The 22,758-nt window shown below is 66.5% G+C and carries 18 protein-coding genes; 6 read left to right on the forward strand and 12 right to left on the reverse strand.

Annotation, left to right across the window (positions count from 1 at the left end; translation table 11 throughout):
* Positions 1 to 25 precede the first annotated feature (25 nt).
* Complete coding sequence (gene recJ / locus ACWKWX_RS22995) at positions 26 to 1,735, forward strand: single-stranded-DNA-specific exonuclease RecJ (RefSeq protein WP_473005560.1); 1,710 nt, start codon at positions 26 to 28, stop codon at positions 1,733 to 1,735.
* 87 nt (positions 1,736 to 1,822) lie between these two features.
* On the forward strand, positions 1,823 to 2,929 hold the full coding sequence (locus tag ACWKWX_RS23000; RefSeq protein ID WP_416422781.1) for an NADH:flavin oxidoreductase/NADH oxidase: 1,107 nt from the start codon (positions 1,823 to 1,825) through the stop codon (positions 2,927 to 2,929).
* 103 nt (positions 2,930 to 3,032) lie between these two features.
* On the opposite strand, the gene ACWKWX_RS23005 is transcribed toward ACWKWX_RS23000, so the two are convergent.
* Positions 3,033 to 4,649: a glucan biosynthesis protein D gene (locus ACWKWX_RS23005; protein WP_416422782.1), complete on the reverse strand. Its 1,617-nt coding sequence runs from the start codon at positions 4,647 to 4,649 to the stop codon at positions 3,033 to 3,035.
* A 658-nt stretch (positions 4,650 to 5,307) separates the two neighbouring features.
* On the opposite strand from ACWKWX_RS23005, the gene ACWKWX_RS23010 reads away from it, so the two are divergent.
* Positions 5,308 to 5,673 (forward strand): MBT domain-containing protein, encoded by a 366-nt coding sequence (locus ACWKWX_RS23010; protein WP_416422783.1) that lies wholly within the window; start codon positions 5,308 to 5,310, stop codon positions 5,671 to 5,673.
* Between the two features lie 12 nt (positions 5,674 to 5,685).
* On the opposite strand, the gene ACWKWX_RS23015 is transcribed toward ACWKWX_RS23010, so the two are convergent.
* The 8 genes from ACWKWX_RS23015 to ACWKWX_RS23050 form a co-directional block, all read right to left on the reverse strand.
* On the reverse strand, positions 5,686 to 7,164 hold the full coding sequence (locus ACWKWX_RS23015) for an APC family permease (RefSeq protein WP_473005561.1): 1,479 nt from the start codon (positions 7,162 to 7,164) through the stop codon (positions 5,686 to 5,688).
* A 136-nt stretch (positions 7,165 to 7,300) separates the two neighbouring features.
* Entirely contained in the window at positions 7,301 to 8,725 is a 1,425-nt protein-coding gene (locus ACWKWX_RS23020) for a gamma-aminobutyraldehyde dehydrogenase (RefSeq protein WP_416422785.1), read from the reverse strand.
* Between the two features lie 22 nt (positions 8,726 to 8,747).
* Complete coding sequence (locus ACWKWX_RS23025) at positions 8,748 to 9,557, reverse strand: ABC transporter permease (RefSeq protein WP_416422786.1); 810 nt, start codon at positions 9,555 to 9,557, stop codon at positions 8,748 to 8,750.
* Positions 9,547 to 10,497, reverse strand: coding sequence for an ABC transporter permease (locus tag ACWKWX_RS23030; RefSeq protein WP_416422787.1), 951 nt, complete (start codon positions 10,495 to 10,497; stop codon positions 9,547 to 9,549). Before ACWKWX_RS23030 ends, ACWKWX_RS23025 begins: the two co-directional genes overlap by 11 nt.
* 1 nt (position 10,498) lies before the next feature.
* Positions 10,499 to 11,527, reverse strand: a complete 1,029-nt coding sequence (locus tag ACWKWX_RS23035) for an ABC transporter ATP-binding protein (protein ID WP_483829015.1) — start codon at positions 11,525 to 11,527, stop codon at positions 10,499 to 10,501.
* A gap of 120 nt (positions 11,528 to 11,647) precedes the next feature.
* Complete coding sequence (gene ydcS / locus ACWKWX_RS23040; RefSeq protein WP_416422789.1) at positions 11,648 to 12,799, reverse strand: putative ABC transporter substrate-binding protein YdcS; 1,152 nt, start codon at positions 12,797 to 12,799, stop codon at positions 11,648 to 11,650.
* A 102-nt stretch (positions 12,800 to 12,901) separates the two neighbouring features.
* Positions 12,902 to 14,362: a gamma-aminobutyraldehyde dehydrogenase gene (locus ACWKWX_RS23045; RefSeq protein WP_483829016.1), complete on the reverse strand. Its 1,461-nt coding sequence runs from the start codon at positions 14,360 to 14,362 to the stop codon at positions 12,902 to 12,904.
* Positions 14,363 to 14,500: 138 nt separating this feature from the next.
* The gene (locus ACWKWX_RS23050; RefSeq protein WP_483829017.1) at positions 14,501 to 15,415 is read right to left on the reverse strand and encodes a LysR family transcriptional regulator; all 915 of its coding nucleotides are present in this window, start codon (positions 15,413 to 15,415) and stop codon (positions 14,501 to 14,503) included.
* A gap of 191 nt (positions 15,416 to 15,606) precedes the next feature.
* On the opposite strand from ACWKWX_RS23050, the gene ACWKWX_RS23055 reads away from it, so the two are divergent.
* The gene (locus tag ACWKWX_RS23055; RefSeq protein WP_483829018.1) at positions 15,607 to 16,791 is read left to right on the forward strand and encodes a diguanylate cyclase domain-containing protein; all 1,185 of its coding nucleotides are present in this window, start codon (positions 15,607 to 15,609) and stop codon (positions 16,789 to 16,791) included.
* 4 nt (positions 16,792 to 16,795) lie between these two features.
* On the opposite strand, the gene ACWKWX_RS23060 is transcribed toward ACWKWX_RS23055, so the two are convergent.
* From ACWKWX_RS23060 to ACWKWX_RS23070, 3 genes are all read right to left on the reverse strand, one after another.
* Positions 16,796 to 17,485 carry a YoaK family protein gene (locus ACWKWX_RS23060; RefSeq protein ID WP_416422792.1) on the reverse strand — a complete coding sequence of 230 codons (690 nt, stop codon included), beginning with the start codon at positions 17,483 to 17,485 and terminating at the stop codon, positions 16,796 to 16,798.
* 81 nt (positions 17,486 to 17,566) lie between these two features.
* Positions 17,567 to 18,850, reverse strand: coding sequence for a sensor histidine kinase (locus ACWKWX_RS23065; RefSeq protein WP_483829019.1), 1,284 nt, complete (start codon positions 18,848 to 18,850; stop codon positions 17,567 to 17,569).
* Positions 18,843 to 19,514 (reverse strand): response regulator transcription factor, encoded by a 672-nt coding sequence (locus ACWKWX_RS23070; RefSeq protein ID WP_473005570.1) that lies wholly within the window; start codon positions 19,512 to 19,514, stop codon positions 18,843 to 18,845. The genes ACWKWX_RS23065 and ACWKWX_RS23070 overlap by 8 nt, the downstream gene beginning before the upstream one ends.
* A gap of 136 nt (positions 19,515 to 19,650) precedes the next feature.
* On the opposite strand from ACWKWX_RS23070, the gene ACWKWX_RS23075 reads away from it, so the two are divergent.
* Both ACWKWX_RS23075 and ACWKWX_RS23080 read left to right on the forward strand, forming a co-directional pair.
* Entirely contained in the window at positions 19,651 to 21,912 is a 2,262-nt protein-coding gene (locus ACWKWX_RS23075; RefSeq protein ID WP_416422795.1) for a TonB-dependent receptor, read from the forward strand.
* The gene (locus ACWKWX_RS23080) at positions 21,912 to 22,634 is read left to right on the forward strand and encodes a tetratricopeptide repeat protein (RefSeq protein ID WP_483829020.1); all 723 of its coding nucleotides are present in this window, start codon (positions 21,912 to 21,914) and stop codon (positions 22,632 to 22,634) included. Before ACWKWX_RS23075 ends, ACWKWX_RS23080 begins: the two co-directional genes overlap by 1 nt.
* Positions 22,635 to 22,758 lie beyond the last annotated feature (124 nt).

Genomic DNA, 22,758 nt, shown 5'->3' on the forward strand with positions numbered 1-22,758 from the left:
CCTTGCCTCACAGATAAGAAGCCCCATGCGTATCGAACCGCGTCAACTGCCTGCCATCCTGCCCTTCCTCGGCGACCTGCCGCCCCTGCTGACCCGCCTGTACGCGGCGCGGGGCGTGCTGTCGGCGGCTGAACTGGACAAGAGCCTGGCGCGGTTGATTCCGTTCCAGCAGCTCAAGGGCATCGACGCGGCGGTGGACCTGCTGGTGGACGCGTTGGCCAACCGCCAGCGCATCCTCATCGTCGGTGACTTCGACGCCGACGGCGCCACCGCCAGCAGCGTCGGCGTGCTGGGCCTGCGCCTGCTGGGCGCGGCCCATGTCGATTACCTGGTGCCCAACCGGTTTGAATACGGCTACGGCCTGACCCCGGAAATCGTCGCCGTGGCCCTGCAACGGCAACCCGACCTGCTGGTGACCGTGGATAACGGCATTTCCAGCGTCGAGGGCGTGGCCGCCGCCAAGGCCGCCGGCTTGAAAGTGCTGGTCACCGACCACCACTTGCCCGGCCACGAGCTGCCGGCCGCCGATGCCATCGTCAACCCCAACCAGCCGGGCTGCGAATTCCCCAGCAAGTCGCTGGCCGGGGTCGGGGTGATTTTCTACGTGCTGATGGCCTTGCGCGCGCGCCTGCGCAGCCTGGGCCATTACGACAACCGTCCGCAGCCCAACATCGGCGAGCTGCTGGACCTGGTGGCCCTGGGCAGCGTTGCCGACGTGGTGCCGCTGGACGCCAACAACCGCATCCTGGTGCACCAGGGCCTGGAGCGCATTCGCGCCGGCCGTGCGCGGCCTGGCCTGAAGGCGATCCTTGAAGTGGCCAAGCGCGATCATCGGCGCATCACCTCCACCGACCTGGGGTTCATTCTCGGCCCGCGCCTGAACGCCGCCGGCCGCCTGGACGACATGAGCCTGGGCATCGAGTGCCTGCTCAGCGACGACACCGCCCTGGCCCAGGCCATGGCGGCGCAGCTGGACGAGCTGAACCAGGACCGCAAATCCATCGAGCAGGGCATGCAGCGTGAAGCGCTGGCGCAGCTCAAGGACCTGCCGGTGGAGTCCATGCCGTTCGGCCTGTGCCTGTTCGACGCCGACTGGCACCAGGGCGTGATCGGGATCCTCGCCTCGCGCCTGAAAGAGCGCTACCACCGGCCCACCATTGCCTTTGCCGACGCCGGCGAGGGCATGCTCAAGGGCTCGGCCCGTTCGGTGCCAGGGTTCCACATCCGTGACGCCCTGGACGCGGTGGCCGCGCGCCACCCGCAGCTGATCAGCAAGTTCGGCGGCCACGCCATGGCGGCCGGCCTGTCGCTGCCCGAGGCCAACTTCCCGGCGTTCGCCGCGGCCTTCGACGAGGAAGTGCGCCGGCAGCTGCAGGAAGACGACCTCACCGGGCGCCTGCTCACCGACGGTAGCCTGGCCGTGGAAGAGTTCCACCTGGAGCTGGCCCGCGCCCTGCGTAACGCCGGGCCCTGGGGGCAGCACTTCCCCGAGCCGCTGTTCCACGGTGTGTTCCAGCTGGCCGAGCAGCGGGTCGTCGGCGAGCGCCACCTGAAAGTGGTGCTCAAGAGCGAGTGCGGCTCGGTGCGCCTGGACGGCATCGCCTTCGGCATCGACCGCGAGGTGTGGCCCAACCCCACCGTGCGCTGGGTGGAGCTGGCCTACAAGCTCGACGTCAACGAATTCCGCGGCCAGGAAACCGTGCAATTGCTGATCGCCCACATGGAACCACGCTGAGAAACGGCTGAACCCTGCTCAAGGCGGCGTTGTCGACTAGGCTCTAGACATTGTCTGCGCCCGATCACATGCCTTGAGAGGTGCCCCATGAGCCTGCTGCTCGAACCCTATACCCTGCGTCAACTGACCCTGCCCAACCGCATCGCCGTGTCGCCCATGTGCCAGTACTCCAGCGTCGACGGCCTGGCCAACGACTGGCACCTGGTGCACCTGGGCAGCCGCGCCGTGGGGGGCGCCGGCCTGGTGTTCACCGAAGCCACGGCAGTCACCGCCGACGGCCGCATCACCCCCGAAGACCTGGGCCTGTGGAACGACGAACAGATCGAACCGCTGCAGCGCATCACCCGCTTCATCACCGCCCAGGGCGCCGTGCCCGGCATCCAGCTGGCCCACGCCGGGCGCAAGGCCAGTACCTGGCGGCCGTGGCTGGGCAAGGCCGGCAGCATTCCGGTGAACGAGGGGGGCTGGGTGCCGGTGGGGCCCTCGAAAATCGCCTTCGACCCCCGCCACACCGCGCCCACGGCGCTGGATGAAGCGCAGATCCAGGAAGTCATCCTGGCGTTCGTGGAGGCGGCGCGGCGTGCCTTGAAAGCCAATTTCAAGGTGGTGGAGGTGCACGCGGCCCACGGCTACCTGCTGCACCAGTTCCTGTCGCCCATCAGCAACCAGCGCCAGGACAGCTACGGCGGCTCGTTCGAGAACCGTATCCGCCTGACCCTGCAGGTGACCGAGGCGATTCGCACCGTGTGGCCGCAAGAGCTGCCGGTGTTCGTGCGAGTGTCGGCCACCGACTGGGTGGAGGATGGCTGGAACCCTGATGAAACCGTGGAGTTGGCCAAGCGCCTGAAGGCGCTGGGCGCGGATTTGATCGACGTGTCGTCAGGCGGCACTGCGGCGAACGCCGAGATCCCTACCGGGCCGGGTTACCAGACGCGGTTCGCAGAACGGGTGCGCAAGGAGTCGGGCATTGCCACCGGCACCGTGGGCATGATTACCGAGCCGGCCCAGGCCGAGCACATTCTGCGCACCTGCCAGGCGGACATCATCCTGCTGGCGCGCGAACTGCTGCGCGACCCGTACTGGCCGCTGCACGCCGACGACGACCTGGGCGGCCGCCAGGCGACGTGGCCGGCGCAATACCAGCGCGCCACCCATCGCGACCAGCCGATACACGAGTCCGACCTGCGCGATTGAGTGGCCCCGGGACGCGGCCTGCGGCCGCTGCTACATTGCTCCCACAAAGGTAGTTGCTGCTACGCCTGTAGCAGCGGCCAGAGGCCGCGTCCCAGGCGCCGCGTCAGGTGTACTTGCGCTTGTCCGGCGCTGGCGGGAAGTACTGGTACAGCCAGGTCTCGCTCAGCGTACGGTCCTGGGTGCGGATGAACAGGCGCATCTCCACCGGCGCGACGCTGTCGCTGGTGGGGTACCAGTCGAACGTCACGCGGTAGCCCTTGTCCGGCAGCACCAGGATATTGAAGTCCTGCACCTTGCCGCTGGACACCGTCACCACCGGCTCGATGCCGGTGCCTTCGGGCAGCCGCTCCAGGCCGCCGCCCTTGAAGTCCACGGCGAAACGCCGCGCCCATACTTCGGGGTAGTGCTCGCCGGGGGCCCAGCCCTCGGTGAAGCCACCCATGCCCGAACGGGTGGCATGCACCCGCGCCAGCGGCGTGCCCACGGGCGGCAGGGCGCTCCAGTACAGCTTGTAGCCGAAGTTCAGCGCGTCGCCGGCCTTGACCGGCTGCTTGGGCGTCCAGAAGGCGACGATGTTGTCCAGGGTCTCGCCCGTGGTCGGGATCTCCATCAGGCTGACCGAGCCCTCGCCCCAGTTGGTGGTCGGTTCCACCCACAGGCTCGGGCGCTTGTCGTAGCCGTCGACGGTGTCTTCGTAGCTGCTGAACGCGTGGTCAGTCTGCACCAGGCCGAAGCCCTTGGGGTTGTTGTCGGCGAAGGCGTTGAACTGCAGGGTGGCTGGGTTGTTCAGCGGCCGGCAGATCCACTCGCCGTTGCCGCGCCACATGGCCAGGCGGTCGGAGTCATGGATTTGCGGGTGGATGGTGTCGCACATGCGCCGTTCCTGGGTGCCGCAGCTGAACATGCTGGTCATGGCCGAGATGCCCAGCTGTTCGATGTCGGTGCGTGCGAACACGTGGGCGTCGATGGCCATCACCACCTGCTGGGCCTGGCAGTCGATGTCGAACTTGTAGGCACCGGTGGCGCTCGGCGACTCCAGCAGGGCGTAGACGGTGAAGCGGGTGCTTTCCTTGTCCGGGGTTTCAAACCAGAACTTGGTGAAGTCGGGGAACTCCTCGCGCTTCTTCGCGTAGGTGTCGATGGCCAGGCCGCGAGCCGACAGGCCGTACTGGCCGGTGGCGTCCACCGCGCGGAAGTAGCTGGCGCCGAGGAAGGACAGGATGTCGTGCTTGTCCAGCTCCGGGGCCTTGAACAGGCGGAACCCGGCAAAGCCCAGGTCGCCCTTGAGCTGCTTGGTGTCCACGCCGGTGTTGTCGTAGCGGAACAGCGGCGGGTGGAAGTGCACCTCGCGCGCCTGCTGTTTGCCGGCGTCGACGCTGTACATGCGCACGGGCAGCTTGAAGCCCATGCCCACGTGGAAGAATTGCACGTCCAACTGGCCCTTGTTGTCGTACCACAGCGAATGCTTGGGGTCGTACTGGATGGCGTTGAACTGCAGGGGCGTCATGTTCGCCAGGGTCGGCGGCAGCACCTGCTTGCGGTCGGTGTAGCCCTGGGTGGCCAGCTGCCGGGCCTGGGCCTGCAGCAGATCGAAACTGAACGGCTCGGCATCGCCATCGGCGGTGGCCGCCATGGCCTGCGCGGCCAACAGGCCGGTGCCGGACAGCCCGGTGTAGGCGGCGAGCGCCATCGAGGCCTTGAGAAGGTGCCTACGGTGCATAAATAAACCTGTCTGCAAATAATCCGGGCCGCCTCCTGGCTGCCAGGCTGGATCGAGATAAAGGTCTGGACATGCCCTCGGCCAAACGCAATCAACTCATAACAGATAACAAAGTGGGCGTGGGGTTCGCAAGGAGAGGGAAAAAAACCTGTAAAAAATCGATGATTCGTAGCCGCCCCATGCAAGGTGAGCGGGCAAGGCTGCCAAGCTGGTGGTCAAGAACACTTGAGCAGGTCGCGGTGAAACCCTGTGGGAGCTGGCTTGCCAGCGAGCTTTTCGGGCCGCCAAAAACTCGCTGGCAAGCCAGCCCCCACAGGGTTCATTGGGCTGCTTCCTCGAATACCAGGTTCTCGCGATCTTGGGGGAACGGGTCATCTCGACCGTCTTCTAGAAAATCGGAAGGAAGTTGTCCAAGAATGTCAAAAAAATCCCGAGACCAAACGGAACCCTCGGCCTCTCTCACCTTTCGATCGTCCATGTCTGCCTTCCCGCAAATGATTGATGACTGGCAATTCTGCCTTGCGAAATGCGGTTTTGGGGTAGAGAAACCGCGCTTCAGAAAAATCCTACAAAAACGCCAGATCCTTCCTCGTTATCCCCCCAGCCACACCCGCAATAATCCCCCCTCGACTCACCCAGACCAGCGAGGAAGCGCTTGATGCCCAGGGTAAGACCAACGCGAATTACCGTGACCGGCCACGTGGTGTTCGATCACCATTTCGGGGGCTGTGGGGATATTTACTTGTATTGGTGTGACGTCAGCGCGCCCGCGCAGGATGCGGGCAAGCCGGCCCGGCAGGGGCAGCCGGGGTATTTCAGCGCGAGCATTTTCGATGGCAGCGACTGGCGCAAGCTGCAGCTCAGCCGCCTGTTGCCGTACGCCGACCGGGCCTACCAGCGCCCGGTGCAGCGCCCGCGGGTGGCGCAGGCGCTGCAGCAGGTGATTCACGAGTGGCGCGGCGAGTTGGCCAACTACTACGATGAGTCCCGCTGCTTTCGCCTGCTGGCCCGTGAGTTGAGCTGAGGCCGCAAGGCTTCAGCGGCCGATTTTCCAGGCATCGCCCGCCGGCGCGTTGCCGCGGTCGTAAGGCTTGGCCAGCCACATGTACAGCAGGCCCAGGCCTATCACCACCACGGTGGTCACCACCATGGCGTAGTTCACGTACCAGGCGGCGTCCGGCGTGCGTGGCCAGGCCATGTTGATGATGGCGCCAATGCCGTACACCAGCGCGCCGACGTTCACCAGCAGGCCCCAGCGGCCCAGGTTGAACTGGCCGCTTGGCTGCCAGCCGCGCAGGCGCGCATAGAGTGCAGCCAACACGATCATCTGGAAGGCCAGGTAGATACCGATGGCGGCGAAGCTGACGATGGTGGCCACGGCGTCCTGCAGGAAGAAGCCGAGGATGATGATCAGCGCCGGCAGAATACCGGCTACGAACAGCGCGTTGACCGGCACCTGGGTGGTGGCCGACAGGCGCTTGAGCAGGCCGCTGCCGATCACCATCTCATCGCGGGCGTAGGAGTACAGCAGGCGGCTGGCGGCGGCCTGCAGGCTGATCACGCAGGAGATAAACGAGACCATCACCACCGCCATGATCACCCGTGAACCGACGCTGCCGAAGGCGTTGTTGAGCACGGTGGTGACCGGGTCCTTGTCGGTGCCGTTGATCACCGCCTGCATGTCCGGCACGGCGAGGATCAGCGCCAGGCAGGCGAACATCGCCGAGATGCCGCCGATGTAGATGGTCATGCGCATGGCCACCGGGATGCGCTTGCTGGGGTTGGGGGTTTCCTCGGCCACGTCGCCACAGGCTTCGAAACCGTAGTAGAGGAACATCCCCGCCAGCGAGGCGGTGAGGAAGGCCGGCAGGTAGGAGCCGTCGACGCTGATGTCGAAGGTGTTCCACAGCACGCTGAACGGCTGGTGGCGTTCGAAGATCAGCAGGTAGATGCCGACGATCAGCGCGCCCACCAGCTCGCAGAGGAAGCCGAACATGGCGATGCGTGCGAGCATCTTGGTGCCGCTGAGGTTGACCAGGGTGGCGAACAGGGTCAGCACCAGGGCGATGACGATGTTGGTGTTGTTGCTCGGCTCGAAGCCCAGCATCACCGCCAGGTAGGGGCCAGCGCCCACCGCCACGGCGGCGATGGTCACGCACAGGGCGATGGAGTAGATCCAGCCCACCATCCACGCCCAGCGCTTGCCCACCAGCCGGCGCGCCCAGGGGTAGACGCCGCCGGAAATCGGGAACTGCGACACCACTTCGCCGAAGATCAGGCACACCAGCATCTGCCCCAGGCCCACCAGCAGGTAGGCCCAGAACATCGGCGGGCCGCCGGCGGCCAGGCACAGGCCGAACAGGGTGTACACGCCCACCACGGGCGACAGGTAGGTGAAGCCCAGGGCGAAGTTTTCCCACAGGCTCATGCTGCGGTTGAAGTTCGAGGTGTAGCCCAGTTGCCTGAGCTGCTCGGCATCGTGGTCGACGGCTGCCATGTCAGGGGTGACGCTCATGTGTGTGCTCCGAAGGAATCGGCAGATTCAGGTTGCAGGTGCCCGGGGGTGGTGCCCACAGGCACACCCCAGGTCGTTGTTGTGGTTACGTGCCAAACACCCGTAGCAGCGGCCGTCAGGCCGCGTCCAGGGTTACTCAGTGTTTGAACATGACGTGGCGCACGGTGGTGTAGTCCTCTAGGCCATACATCGACATGTCCTTGCCATACCCCGACAGCTTCTGCCCGCCATGGGGCATCTCGCTCACCAGCATGAAGTGCGTGTTCACCCAGGTGCAGCCGTATTGCAGGCGCGCACTCAAGCGGTGGGCGCGGCCGACATCCTGGGTCCACACCGACGAGGCCAGGCCGTAGTCGGAATCGTTGGCCCAGCCCAGCACCTGGGCTTCGTCGTCGAAACGAGTCACCGACACCACCGGGCCGAACACCTCGCGCCGCACGATCTCGTCATCCTGCTGGGCGTCGGCCAGCACCGTGGGCTGGAAGAAGAAGCCGTTGCCATCCACCGCCTTGCCACCGGTGACCAGGCGAATGTGCGGCTGCGCCAGTGCGCGTTCGACGAAGCCGGCCACGCGGTCGCGGTGCTGGGCGGTGATCAGTGGGCCCAGCTCGGTGCTGGGGTCGTCCTGCAGGCCATATTTGATGCTGCTGACCGCAGCGCCCAGTTTCTCCACGAACTGCTCGTAGATGCCCGCTTGCGCGTAGATGCGGCAGGCGGCGGTGCAGTCCTGGCCGGCGTTGTAGAAGCCGAAGGTGCGGATACCTTCCACGGCGGCGTCAATGTCGGCGTCGTCGAAGATGATCACTGGCGCCTTGCCGCCCAGTTCCATGTGCATGCGTTTCACGCTGTCGGCGGTGTCGGCGATGATGTGCGCGCCGGTGGCGATGGAGCCGGTCAGCGAGACCATGCGCACCTTGGGGTGGTTGACCAGCGGGCTGCCCACGCTGGGGCCGCGGCCGAACACCAGGTTGAGCACGCCGGCAGGGAAGATGTCGTTGGCCAGCTGCGCCAGGCGCAGGGCGGTCAGCGGTGTCTGCTCCGAGGGTTTCAGCACCACGGTGTTGCCGGCAGCCAGCGCCGGGGCGATCTTCCAGGCGACCATCATCAGCGGGTAGTTCCACGGCGCGATGGAGGCGATGACGCCCACCGGGTCGCGGCGGATCATCGAGGTGTGGCCCGGCAGGTACTCGCCAGCGGCCGAGCCGCTCATGCAGCGAGTAGCGCCGGCGAAGAAACGGAACACGTCGGCGATGGCCGGGATCTCGTCATTCAGCGCGGCGCTGTAGGGCTTGCCGCAGTTGTCCGATTCCAGCTTGGCCAACTCTTCGCCGTGGGCCTCGATGGCGTCGGCCAGCTTCAGCAACAGCAGGGCGCGGTCCTTGGGCGTGGTCTGCGACCAGCTGTCGAACGCGGCATCGGCGGCGCGCACGGCAGCGTCGACCTGGGCTTCGCTGGCTTCGTGGATTTCCACCAGCACGCGACCCAGGGCCGGGTTGAACACCGCTTGCAGCGGGCCTTCGCCCGCGACGAAATGGCCGTTGATCAGCAGTTGGGTTTGCATGGTTGTTGTCCCCTTGAAGGTGTTATTTGCCGCCACTGCCGGCCACGCTTTCGCCGCCGCGTGTCAGGTAGTAAGCGCCCAGGATCGGCAGCATGGTCACCAGCATCACCAGCATGGCGACCACGTTGGTCACCGGCACGTCGCGTGGGCGGCTGAGCTGGTTGAGCAACCAGATCGGCAGCGTGCGCTCGTGGCCGGCGGTGAAGGTGGTGACGATGATTTCGTCGAACGACAGCGCGAACGCCAGCATGCCCCCGGCCAGCAACGCCGAGCCCAGGTTGGGCAGGATGATGTAGCGGAAGGTCTGCCAGCCGTCGGCGCCCAGGTCCATGGACGCCTCGATCAGGCTGTGGGAGGTGCGCCGCAGGCGGGCGATGACGTTGTTGTAGACGATCACCACGCAGAAGGTGGCGTGGCCGATGACGATGGTCATCAACCCCGGCTCGATGCCCAGGCTCTTGAACGCCGACAGCAGGGCGATACCGGTGATGATGCCGGGCAAAGCGATGGGCAGTATCAGCATCAGCGAGATGCCTTCCTTGCCGAAGAAATTGCGCCGGTACAGCGCCGCTGACGCCAGGGTGCCGAGCACGATGGCAATCAGCGTGGCCACGCAGGCCACCTGCAGCGACAGCTTGATCGACTCCACCACGTCGGTGCGGGCGAAGGCTACGCCGAACCACTTCAGGGTGAAGCCCTGGGGCGGAAAGCTGAAGGCGGCGTCTTCGGTGTTGAAGGCGTACAGGAAGATGATCAGGATCGGGAAGTGCAGGAACACCAGCCCGCCCCACGCGGCCAGGCGCAGCCCGATGGAGGGTTGTTCAGAGCGCATCGAAGGCCCCCAGGCGTTTGACGATGGACAGGTACACTGCGATCAGCACGATGGGCACCAGGGTGAACGCCGCGGCCATCGGCATGTTGCCGATGGCGCCCTGCTGGGCGTAGACCATGCTGCCGATGAAGTAGCCGGGCGGCCCGACCAACTGCGGCACGATGAAGTCGCCCAGGGTCAGCGAGAAGGTGAAGATGGAACCGGCGGCGATGCCCGGCACCGACAGCGGCAGGATTACCTGCATGAAGGTTTGCCGCGGCTTGGCGCCCAGGTCGGCCGAGGCTTGCAGCAGCGACGGCGGCAGGCGCTCCAGCGAGGCCTGGATGGGCAGGATCATGAACGGCAGCCAGATGTACACGAACACCAGGAAACGCCCCAGGTGCGAGGTGGACAGGGTGCTGCCGCCAATGCCGGGAATGCCCAGCACCGCCTGCAGCAGCGGCTCCAGCCCCAGGTGCTGGACGAACCACTGGGCCACGCCGCCCTTGGCCAGCAGCAGGGTCCAGGCGTAGGCCTTGACGATGTAGCTGGCCCACATGGGCATCATCACCGCGATGTAGAAGAACGCCTTGGTCTTGCCCGTGGTGTAGCGCGCCATGTAATAGGCGATGGGGAAGGCCACCAGGGCGCTGGCCAGCGACACGGCCACGGCCATCACCAGGGTGCGCTGGATGATGTCGAAGTTCGCCGGGTTGAACAGCGCGGCGAAGTTGGCCAGGGTCAGCTCCGGCGTGACCGTCATGCTGAAGTCGTCGAAGGTGTAGAAACCCTGCCACAACAGGTTCAGCAGCGAGCCCAGGTAGATGGCGCCGAACCACAGCAGCGGCGGCACCAGCAGCAGCGACAGGTAGAGGTTGGGCTTGCGGTACAGCAGGTTCCACAGCCGCCGCAGGGGCGAGTAGTCCGCCAGCGGCGCCGGTTTTTCCAGGGCCAGGCTCATGTCACAGGCCCTCGCCGTCGCGCAGCGGCGTCATCGCCTCGCGGGCCCAGCGCGCGCTCAGGCGCTGGCCAGGCTGCAGCACGATGCTCGGCTCCTGCCACTGGTTGTTGGCCTGGCTGATGGCGATTACCTGGCCGCTGGCAAGCTTCAACTCGTAGCGGGTGGAGCTGCCCTGGTACTGGATGTCGTGCAGCACGCCGTCCACCTGCACTTCGTGGCCGGTGGCGGCCTCGCCGAAGCGGATGTGTTCCGGGCGGATGGAGAAGGGCTGGTCGCTGCCGCACACCAGCCGCGCGGCCTCGCCACGCAGCACGTTGGAGGTGCCGACGAACTCGGCGACGAAGGGGGTGGCGGGCTTCATGTACAGGTTGCGCGGGCTGTCCACCTGCTCGATGCGGCCCTTGTTGAACACCGCCACGCGGTCGGACATGGACAGCGCTTCGGTCTGGTCGTGGGTGACGAAGATGAAGGTGATGCCCAGCTGGCGCTGCAGCTTTTTCAGCTCGCCCTGCATCTGCTCGCGCAGCTTCAGGTCGAGGGCGCCCAAGGGTTCGTCCAGCAGCAGCACCCGTGGGCGGTTGACCAGCGCGCGGGCCAGGGCCACGCGCTGGCGCTGGCCGCCGGACAGCTGCACCGGCTTGCGCTGGCCGTAGCCGCCCAGGGCCACCATCGCCAGGGCCTCCTCGGCGCGCTGCTGGCGCTCCTGCTTGCCCACGCCCTTGACCTTGAGGCCGTAGGCCACGTTGTCCAGCACGTTCATGTGCGGGAACAGGGCGTAGTCCTGGAACACGGTGTTGACGTCACGCTGGTAGGGCGGCAGGCCGGCGGCCTCGGCGCCATGAATGCGAATCGAGCCGCTGCTGGGCTGCTCGAAGCCTGCGATCAGGCGCAGGCAGGTGGTCTTGCCCGAGCCGGAGGGGCCGAGCATGGAAAAGAACTCGCCGTCCTGGATATCGATGGATACCCGGTCGACGGCCTTCACTTCGCCGAACACGCGGGAAACCTGGGTGAACTGGACTGCAAGCGTCATGATGCGCTACTCCGGTGGGCATGGAGAGTGTGGCGTGGAGGATGTGGGAGCTGGCTTGCCAGCGAGCTTTTGAGGGCCTTCAAAGCTCGCTGGCAAGCCAGCTCCCACAAGGGCGTGGGCTCAGCGGCCGCCCATGATCGCGATGTAATCCTGGGTCCAGCGGCTATACGGCACGAACTTGCCGCCCTCGGCCTGCGGGGTTTTCCAGAAGGCGATCTTGTCGAACTGGTCGACGCCATTGGTCTTGCAGCCCTCGGCCCCCAGCAGTTCGCTACTGGTGCACGCCGCCGGTACCGCCGGCAGCGAGCCGAACCAGGCCGCCACGTCGCCCTGCACCTTGGGTTGCAGCGACCAGTCCATCCACTTGTAGGCGCAGTTGGGGTGCGCGGCCTCGGCGTGCAGCATGGTGGTGTCGGCCCAGCCGGTGGCGCCTTCCTGTGGAATGGTCGAGGCCACGGGCTGGTTGTCGGCCTTAAGGCCATTGACCATGTAGCCCCAGGAACTCGAGGCCACCACGCCTTCGTTCTTCACGTCGCTCATCTGCACCGTGGCGTCATGCCAATAGCGGTGCACCAGCGCGTGCTGGGCGCGCAGCAGGTCGAGCACGGCCTTGTACTGGGTTTCGTTCAACTCGTAGGGGTTCTGGATGCCCAGCTCGGGCTTGGCGCTCTTGAGGTACAGCGCCGCGTCGGCGATGTAGATCGGGCCGTCGTAGGCCTGCACGCGGCCCTTGTTGGGCTTGCCGTCCGGCAGGTCCTGGGCGTTGAACACCACGCCCCAGCTGGTGGGCGGGGTCTTGAACACGTTGGTGTTGTACAGCAGCACGTTGGGCCCCCACTGGTACGGGGTGCCGTAGGTCTGCTTGTTGACCACGTACCAGGGGCCGTCCTTCAGGCGCGGGTCGATGTTCTTCCAGTTGGGGATCAGCGCGGTGTTGATGGGCTGCACGCGCTTGCCGGCGATCAGCCGCAACGAGGCGTCGCCCGAGGCGGTGACCAGGTCGTAGCCGCCCTTGGCCATCAGGCTGACCATCTCGTCCGAGGTGGCGGCGGTCTTGACGTTGACCTTGCAGCCGGTCTCCTTCTCGAAGCCGGTCACCCAGTCGTAGTTCTTGTCGCTCTCGCCCCGTTCGATGTAGCCCGGCCAGGCAACGATATCCAGTTGCCCTTCACCGGCACCCACCGCCTTGAGCGGTTCGGCGGCCTGCAGGCTGGCGCTGGCCAGCAGGGCGGTGGTCAAGGCGCTGAGCAATGCGGTCTTGTGCGCGTGCATGGTATCCCTCTTCTTTAAATTATGGTCGGGGCAGTGTTCGAACGGTGCAACGGGCCTTCGTCGAGGCTGATTATTAGAGTAGTGGTGATAACGCCTGGCGGGTCAGAGGTGCTCCCCGTGGCGTGCCATGATGTGGCGCACCACGCTGTAGTCCTGCAGCGAGTCACTGGACAGGTCCTTGCCGTAGCCCGAGCGCTTGAGGCCGCCGTGGGGCATTTCGCTGGCCAGTATGAAATGGCTGTTGATCCAGGTGCAGCCGTACTGCAGGCGCGCCGCCACCTGCATGGCCTTGTCCAGGTTCTGGGTCCATACCGACGAGGCCAGGCCGTATTCCGATTCGTTGGCCCAGTCCACTGCCTGGCTCAGTTCGTCGAAGCGGGTGACGGTGACCACCGGGCCGAACACCTCGCGCTGGACGATCTCGTCGTTCTGGCGGCAGCCGGCCAGCAGCGTTGGCTGGTAGAAGAAGCCGGGGCCCGAATGCACGGCGGCGCCGGTGATGCGTTCGATGTGTGGCTGGCTCAGCGCGCGTTCGACGAAGCTGGCCACGCGGTCGCGCTGGCGCGAGCTGATCAGTGGCCCCAGCTCGTTGTCGGCATCGCGCTTGCCGGCGAAGCGCAGCTTGCCCACTGCGGCGCCCAGTTCGCTCACCAGCTGGTCGTGGATGCCCGCCTGGGCGTACACCCGGCACGCCGCCGTGCAGTCCTGGCCGGCGTTGTAGTAGCCGTAGTTGCGCACGCCGTCGACCACGGCGCGCAGGTCGGCGTCGTTGCAGACGATCACCGGCGCCTTGCCGCCCAGTTCCAGGTGGGTGCGCTTGAGGGTCTTGGAGGCGGCTTGGAGAATCTTCTGGCCGGTGACGATGTCGCCGGTCAGCGACACCATGCGTACCTTGGCGTGGCTGACCAGGTGGCCGCCCACGCCCTCGCCACCGCCACAGACAATGTTCAGCACCCCGCGCGGGAGGATCTGCGCCAGCGCCGGGGCCAGGGCCAGGATCGACAGCGGCGTGTGCTCGGACGGCTTGAACACCAGGGTGTTGCCCGCTGCCAGCGCCGGGGCGATCTTCCACGCGGCCATCATGATCGGGTAGTTCCATGGCGCGATGGACGCCACCACGCCAATCGGGTCGCGGCGCACCATGCTGGTGTAGCCGGGCACGTATTCACCGGCCAGCTGGCCAGTCTGGCAGCGCACGGCACCGGCGAAGAAGCGGAACACATCGACGGTGGCCGCCAGGTCGTCCTGACGCGCCAGGTGCAGCGGCTTGCCGCAGTTCAGCGCTTCCAGCTGCGCCAGGCTGTCGGCCTGGCGGGCCACGGCGTCGGCAATCTGCAGCAGCAGGCTGGCGCGTTGCTGCGGGGTGGTGCGCGACCAGCTGGCGAAGGCGCGGTGGGCGGCCAAGATGGCGTGCTCCACCTGCTCGCTGCTGGCCTCGGCGATGTGGGTGAGCACCTCGGCGGTGGCCGGGTTGATGATCGGTTCCACCAGGCCTTGCCCCGCGACGAGCTCGCCGTCGATCAGCAGTGCGGTGCACAGGGTAGGGGGGGAAGTGCCAGCCATCTTGCGAGGTCTCTTTTCTTTTGGGCTCACGGGCAGGCTCCTTGGTACAGGCAGCCCGGGCACGGATTGTCTCGGTGGTTAGAGACTAGTGCGCGGGCGAGTGGGCTACAAATTCTAAATACTGAATGCAGCATTCGATTAAATCGATAGCCTGCGCCCAGCGTTGGGTTGTTCGCGGGCCACGGTCAGGAACGGGTCCACCAGCGCCGGCCGCGCGGTGCCACGGCGCCAGGCCAGGCCCACGTCCAGGGTCTGGGTCAGGTCGGCCAGCGGCCGTGCCTCGATGATGTCGCCTTCCAGCGACCAGGGCCGGTAGGTCATGTCCGGCTGGATCGACACCCCCAGGCCCGCCGCCACCAGGCTACGCACGGCCTCGGTGGAGGCGGTGCGCAGGCTGATGCGTGGCGTCAGGCTGGCGCTGGTCCACAGGCGTTGGGCGTTGCGGTCCATCTCGTCGACGTTGAGCTGGATCAGCGGCTCGCGCGCCACGTCGGCCAGGGTGATGCTGTCGTGCTCCAGCAGCGGGTGCTGGGCCGGCAGCCACAGGCGGTGGGGCGAGTGGGTCAGCACTTCGGTCTGCAGGGCGTGGCGGTCTTCCAGGTTGGAGACGATCAGCACGCCCACGTCGATCTCGCCGCTCACCAGCAGGTGCTCGATGTACGGGCGCTCGTCTTCCATGACGCGAAGCTCCACGTTGGGGTAGGCGCGCTGGAAGCGGGTCAGCAGGTCGGCCAGGTAATAGCCGGCCACCAGGCTGGTCACGCCGATGATCAACTGCCCGGCCACCTGGTCGGTGCTCTGCTGCAGGCTGCGCTTGGCGTTGTCGACGGTGGCCAGGATCAGGTGCGCCTGGCGCAGGAACTGATGGCCCTGGTGGGTCAGGGTCATGCCCTTGGCGTGGCGGTTGAACAGGCTGACGCCGATCTCCTGCTCCAGCTGCTGGATGGCCAGGGTAAGCGTTGACTGGGAAATGAACACCGCCTGGGCGGCGGCCGAGATCGAACCGGTCTCGGCCACGGCAATGAAATGGCGGATCTGGCGCAGGGTCATCATGGACAGGGCACTCGCAAAGACCGTAGCAGCTGCCGCCAGGCTGCGTCTTGCTTCACCGCGGTGGCACGGGACGCAGCCTGGCGGCAGCTGCTACGGGATCTATAAAGCTGATGGGGCGAGTGTATATCTTTTTTTTCGAACGGCTGCCTGTTGGTCTATGGTAGTCGGACTCAACTCGTACCCGGTGCCCAATGTCTGTTCCCCACCCAGCACACGACGCGCACACCCTGGCCGACGTCGAGCGCACGATTGCCTCCGGGGTGCGCATCCTGCGGTTCAGTGATGGGCTGGAGCGTCGCTACCAGGCCGACACCGTTAGGCAGCGCCTGCAGTTCATCACCGCCGTGGGCATCGGCGGCGCGGTGGTGTACAACCTGTTCCTGCTCAGCGACTGGCTGACCCTGCGGGACATGTTCGCCTACGTGGCCGCCGGCCGCCTGCTGCTGGTCACGCCGCTGTTCATCGCCTTGCTGGTGCTGGGGCAGCGCCTCACCCGCCGGTGGGCCGTGGAAACGGCCGCGGCGGCCGGCACCGTGGTGTCGTCGCTGATACCGCTGGTGGCGATGATCTACAGCCACAGCCCGTACCGGCTGCATTACCAGCTGGGGATGCTGCTGATCATGGTCTACTGCACCATGATCCAGCAGTTGCCCATGCGCTTTGCCTCGGTGGCCATGCTGTGCATGCTGGCGATCCAGCTGGTCACCACCTACCTTGCCGACTTTGCCGACTTCAGAATCTGGCAGGCCAACGCGCTGCTGTTCGTGTCCACGGTGGCGCTGCTGTTGATGGCTTCGTATTTCCAGGAGCGCGCCAGCCGGCTGAGCTACCTGTTTGCCTTGCGTGGGCGCCTGCTGCGCGAGCAGTTGTTGGACATTGCCCGCACCGACGCCCTGACCCAGTTGTTCAACCGTCGTTATCAGGGCGAAGTCATGACCCAGGTTTGGGAAGAGGCGGCGGCAAGGCCGGTGAGCGTGGCGGTGATCCTGCTGGATATCGACCACTTCAAGGCCTACAACGACAACTACGGCCACCTGCAGGGCGACGCCTGCTTGGCCCAGGTCAGCCAGGCTATCCAGCAGGCCGCGCAGGCGCAGGATGCCCTGGTGTTTCGCTTTGGCGGGGAAGAGCTGCTGATTCTGCAGGTGGGCGCCGATGCTGGCCAGGCGCAGGCCCTGGGCGAGGCCTTGCGCCAGGCGGTGGCAGCGCTGGCCATTGCGCACCCGGTGCTGGGCGCCGGGGCGCGGGTGACGGCCAGCCTGGGCGTGGCGGCGGCCATGGCCCCGCACACGGGCGCCGATGCCCTGATTGCCGCGGCAGACCAGGCGCTGTACGCCGCCAAGGCCGCCGGGCGCGATTGCCTGCGCTGCGCCTGACGGCTTACGCCAGGTCGGTCTTGCCTTCGTACACCATCACGCAGCCCCAGGCGGCCACGGCCACAGGAATCACCAGGCACCACAGCCCCACGGCCAGGTAGAGCAGCGCCGAGCCGATACAGCCCACGGTGAAGCCCAGCAGGTTGCGGCCAATGGGCCCCATGCGCGCCAGCACCACGTCGCGTTCGCCGCGGTCGCGCAGGCCGATCAGCGAGAACAGGTCGATCGCCAGTTGCGTCACGTTGCCGGTCATCAGCGTGGTCGGTGGCGCGGCTTTCAGGTGCTGGCGCGACAGCGCGTTCTGGATAGCCATGGCCGCCACGCCGACCATGCCGGTGACCAGTGCCACCAGCGAATCACCGTCGGTAAACGGCCCCAGGCAGACCGCGCAGGCCATGAACAGCGCCAGCAGCAGGGTGTGCGCCAGCATCAGCAGGTGCAGCGACGCCAGGTTGCGCCGGTGCAACGCGGTGGCGGCCAGGTGGGTGAAGCCCACGACCATGGCGAACACCGGCAACGCCAGTAATTTCGCCAGCGCCCCCGAGGTGCCGTGCACGATGCTCACCCCCAGGGTGACGAAGTTGCCGGTGACGTGGGCGGTGAACAGGCCCTGCAGGGCCAGGAAGCCCACGGTGTCGACGAAGCCACCGTTGAAGCTCAGGGCCGGGGCGAGGGAGGTGGGTACGGGGCGCATGGTGGGTCGTTCCTTGAGGTTGGGAGGCGCGGCCATTGTGGCCGCGAAACCGTTTCAGGAACAATTATCCAGAGGGTGAACTTATTGTTTCTGTTTTGGGGACGATGCGCAGTCCAGGCGGAAGCATGTCGGCCCGCCCTCGGGGGAATCGACGCTGATGGCCCAGCCCTGGTTCAGGCAGATACGCTTGACCAGTGACAGGCCCAGGCCCAGGTTTTCGACGCTGGGCTGAGCCCCCCGGGTGAAGGGCAGGAAAATCGCCTCGTGCTGGTCGGCGGGCACGCCGGGGCCGTTGTCCTGCACCTCCACCCAGCTGTCGCCCACCCGCAGGCGAATCTCACTGCCGGTGCCGGCGTACTGCAGGGCGTTGCGCAACAGGTTGCCCAGCACCGTGCGCAGCAGCGGCAATGGATAGGCCGGCGGGGTGGCCGAGCTGCCCTGGGGTTCCACCAGCAGCGCCAAATGCAGGCGCCGCGCCTGGGGGCAGGCCTGCTGCACCTGTTCGGCCACCGCCTGGGCCAGGCTGGCGTGGGCGAACCCCAGGCAGGCGGCCTCGCCACGGGCCAGCATCAGGTAGGTGTCCAGGCGCTGGCGCATGTCCTTGATCGACGCTTCCACCTGGGCCAGCTGGGCATCGGCGGCGGGGCTCAGCGGCTCCTCGTCGCGCAGCACCTCGCAGGCGCTCAACGCCGCCATCATCGGCGTGCGCAGTTCGTGGCCGACGTCGGCGGTGAACAGGCGCTCGCGCTGCAGCGCCAGTTCCAGGTGGTTGTAGGTGTTGTCGAAGGCCTGGGCGGCGGCGCCGATTTCATTGGCCGGGAAGTCCGGTGCCAGGCGGCTGGAAGGGGGCAGGGCGGTGCGCGCGCCCATGCTCGCGGCCAGGCGCTCGATGGGCCGCACCAGGCGCCGGGTGGTGATCACCCCCAGCAGCACGGCCAGCAGCACCAGGCCGCCGAGGCTGGTGACGCCGACAATCAACAGGGTCGACAGGCCGTGTTCGTAGTCGGTGTAGTCGCGCATCAGCAGGTAGCGCTGGGCGCCGTCGTCCACTACGCGCACGTGCCACAGGCGCTGGCCGCGCATCAGCTTGTAGAAACCGGGGGACAGCTGCCGCAGGTCGGCGGGGAACTGCGCCGAGCCCGGTTGGCCGACGAAGAAGCGCCCCGGGCGGCCGGCGCCACCGCTGGCTATTTCTTCGCGCACGCGCTGGATGGCGATGCCCATGTCGATTTCCTGCAGGCGCACCTCCAGGCGGTTCAGGCTCAGGTCCGACAGGGCCAGCACCAGCGCGCCGGTGAGCAGGCTCACCAGCCCGTAGATCAGGATCAGCCGGCGGCCTAGGCTATGGCGGCGGCGCTCAGTCATCGGCCAGCCGGTAGCCGATGCCGTGCACGGTGCGCAGCAGGGGCAGGGCGAAGGGCTTGTCGACCACGTGGCGCAGTTGATGAATGTGGGTACGCAGGCTGTCGCTGTCGGGCGGCGAGTCGCTCCACAACAGTTCTTCCAACTTGCGCCGTGCCACCACCGCGGGGCTGGCCTGCATCAGCGCCATCAGCAGGCGCAGGGGGGCGGGCGGCAGTTTCAGCGGCTGGCCGGCCCGGCTCAGGGCCAGGGTGGTGGTGTCCAGGCACAGGTCGGCCACCTGCAGCACGGCCTTGTGCGGGGGCGCGGCGCGCAGCAGCACGGCGTTCACCCGTGCGGCCAGCTCGGCCAGGGCGAAGGGCTTCACCAGGTAGTCGTCGGCGCCGGCCTCGAAGCCTTCCAGGCGGTTATCCAGGGTGTCGCGGGCGGTGACCATGATCACCGGAATGCGCCGTCCGCCTTCCTCGCGCAGGCGCCGGCACAGGCTGTAGCCGTCCAGGCGCGGCAGCATCAGGTCGAGCACGATCAGGTCGAAGTCGCCGCTGCGGGCCATCTCCAGGCCCTGGGCGCCGTTCTCCGCGCAGTCGACGATGTAGTCGCGGCGGCTGAGGTAGCGGGTGATGTTCTCGAGGATAACCAGGTCGTCTTCGATGACCAGAATGCGCATGGGCGGTCCAGATTTCATGGAAATGTAACGATTGTAAAAACTTCTTAACAAGAACTTGAGAAGCGTTATCGCACAATGCGCGAAAGAGAATCGTTGTTAATTACTTTAACCCGTTGGCCCCTCCTTCGAGAACCCCATGAGCCGTCAATCCACCCTCCAACCTCGCCTGGACGTTTCCCTGGGCATGGCCGTCGCCACCCTCAGCAGCCTGACCTACGCCGCCGACCAGGTGCCCAACACCTTGCAGCTGGACCAGACCGTCATCGACGCGCCCCAGGACAACACGGCGCCCTACCAGACTGAAAAACTCTCGGGCAGCAAGTTCACCGAGGCCCTGCGCGACACCCCGCAGAGCATCAGCGTGGTGCCCAAGCGCGTGCTGGAAGAGCAGAACGCCCAGGACCTCAAGGACGTGCTGCGCAACGTGCCCGGCATTACCTTCAACTCGGGCGAGGGCGGTGGCGGCGTTGGCGACAGCATCAACATCCGTGGCTTCAGCGCCGACGGCAACATCTACCGCGACGGCGTGCGCGACCCGGCGAAATACACCCGCTCAGAGCTGTTCAACACCGAACAGGTGGAAGTGCTCAAGGGTTCCAGCAGCTCGGGCTGGGGCGTGGGCGCCATTGGCGGGGCCATCAACATGGTCACCAAGAGCCCGGAGCTGAAGGACTTCGACACCCTGGACGTGGGCGTGGGCACGGCCAACTACAAGCGCAGCACCCTGGACATCAACCACACCATCGACGGCCTGGGCGAGGGCGCGGCCTTCCGCCTCAACGTGGTGGGCTACAAGGGCGGCGAGAACGGCCGTGACTGGATCCAGCGCGAGCGCAACGGCTTCGCGCCGTCGCTGTCCCTGGGCCTGGGCACCGACACCCGCTTCACCATTGCCTACGAATACATCCACGACAACGGCAACACCGACTACGGGATTCCGACCGTCGACGGCAGCAACGGCAGCAGCCCGCACCGCCTGGGCAGCTGGAGCAGCTACTGGGGCTGGCGCAACCTGGACAAGGAAAACAACGAGTCGCACCGCCTGAACCTGAAGTTCGCCCATGACTTCAACGACAACGTCACCTTCGACAACCAGCTGACTTACTTCCACCTGGACCACGACTACTTCGTCACCACCCCGGGTGGCACCTACTACGCCGCCAACAGCCCGGCGCCGGGCGTGATGGCCAACAAGGGCGTGTACCGTCGCTACCTCAACACCCCGTCGCGCGACCAGACCAACGCCACCTGGAGCGACCAGAGCAACCTGACGTTCCGCTTCGACACCTTCGGCATCGGCCACACCCTGGTCACCGGTATCGAGTACAGCAAGCAGACCCTGCAGGAAGACACCGGCAAGCTCACCGCCGCCGACGCCGCGACCATGAGCAACCTCACGGCCGAGAGCAACAGCTGGTCCAAGTACCCGTACTCGGCTGACACCTACACCAGCGCCGAAGTGGCCGCCGAGCAGGTCGACAAGGCCTTCTACGTGCTCGACACCCTGACCTTCAACGACCACTGGCAACTGCACCTGGCCGGCCGCCAGGACCACTACGACTCGCGCATCACCAGCAACTGGTCGCGCAGCAGCCAGACCGCAGCCTGGGTGGACGGTGGCAACTCGTCGGACTCGGAAAAAGTCACCAGCGTGCACACCGCCCTGGTCTACAAGCCGGTGGAAGAGGGCAGCATCTACCTCAGCTACGCCAACGCCCGCCAGCCCAGCAGCCTGACCGCCATCGCCCAGACCGGCGCCAGCACCGGCGACAGCACCCAGCGCGGCAAGACCATCGAGCTGGGTACCAAGTGGGATGTGTTCAACGAAAACCTCAGCCTGACCGCGGCGTTGTATGAAACCAAGCGCAGCCTGACCTACACCGACGACGACACCGGCGCCACGCTGAACGTGGGCGGCGAGCAGCGCGTGCGCGGCCTGGAACTGGGCGTGGTGGGCAACATCACCGACAAATGGTCGATCTATGCCGGCTATGCCTACCAGAACGCCGTGACCTTGAAAGCCGCCAACGCCACCTCTGAAGATGGCACGGTCGGCATCGCCAACACGCCCAAGCACACCATCAGCCTGTGGAACACCTGGAAGCTGCCGGGCGACAACACCTTCAGCTATGGCGTGCGCTACGAAGACACCGTGGACATCTACCAAGGCACCGGCACCGGCGCCGACTCGGTCACCAGCGCGGCGACCAAGACCACCCTGCCGGACTACGTGGTGCATGACGTGGCGTTCACCCACGCGATCAACAAGAACATCGATCTGCGCCTGAACGTCACCAACATCTTCGACAAGCGTTACTTCACCGAATACAACGGCCGTGGCTACGGTATTCCGGGTGATGGCCGCGGCGCCACGCTGACCGCCGAGTACCGCTTCTGATGCTGGCCGATCCCGTCCTGCGCCTGGGGGTGCAGGACCGCACTGCGGTGGCACGCCTGCTGCTGGACCAGGCCGCCACCGGCAACCCCGAGGCCCAGGCGCACCTGGGCCAGGCGCTGCTCGACGGCCACGGCATCGAGCGCGACGCGGCGCTGGCCTTGCGCTGGTTTCGCATCGCGGCGGGGCGCGGGCACCTGGTGGCGCTGAACATGGTCGGCCGCTGCCTGGAACTGGGCTGGGGCTGCGCCCCGGACTTGCCCGCGGCGGCGGTGCATTACCGCGCCGCCGCCCAGCGCGGGCTGGACTGGGGCCAGTACAACTACGCCAACCTGCTCAGCCAGGGCCGCGGCGTGCCGCGCGACATGGCGCAGGCGCTGGCCTGGTACCAGCGCGCCGCCGACAGCGGCCACGCCAAGGCCATGAACCTGGTGGGGCGCTTTCATGAAGAGGGCTGGGGCATCCCGGTGAACGCCGCGCTGGCGTTCGACTGGTTCCAGCGCTCGGCCCTGGCCGGGGATTTTCGCGGCCAGTGCAGCTACGCGGCGATGCTGGTGCGCCTGGGCAACCTCGACGAGGCGGCCCAGTGGGTCATGCGCGCAACGCGCACGGCCACCCCGGCGTTCCTCGCCAAGATCCGCGAAGCGGTGGCCGCCTTGCCGGCCGCCGTGTTCGCCCCCGTCATCACCGCCATCGACCAGCGCCTGGCCCCAACGGCCCCGTAGCAGCGGCCGCGAGGCCGCGTCCAGGGCACCGCGCCTTTCCTGGTACACCGCGGTGAGACCGGACGCGGCCAGCGGCCGCTGCTACGAGGAATGTGTGGCTTCGCGCCATCATGTCGAAAAGATA

This window comes from Pseudomonas imperatae, assembly GCF_057128625.1.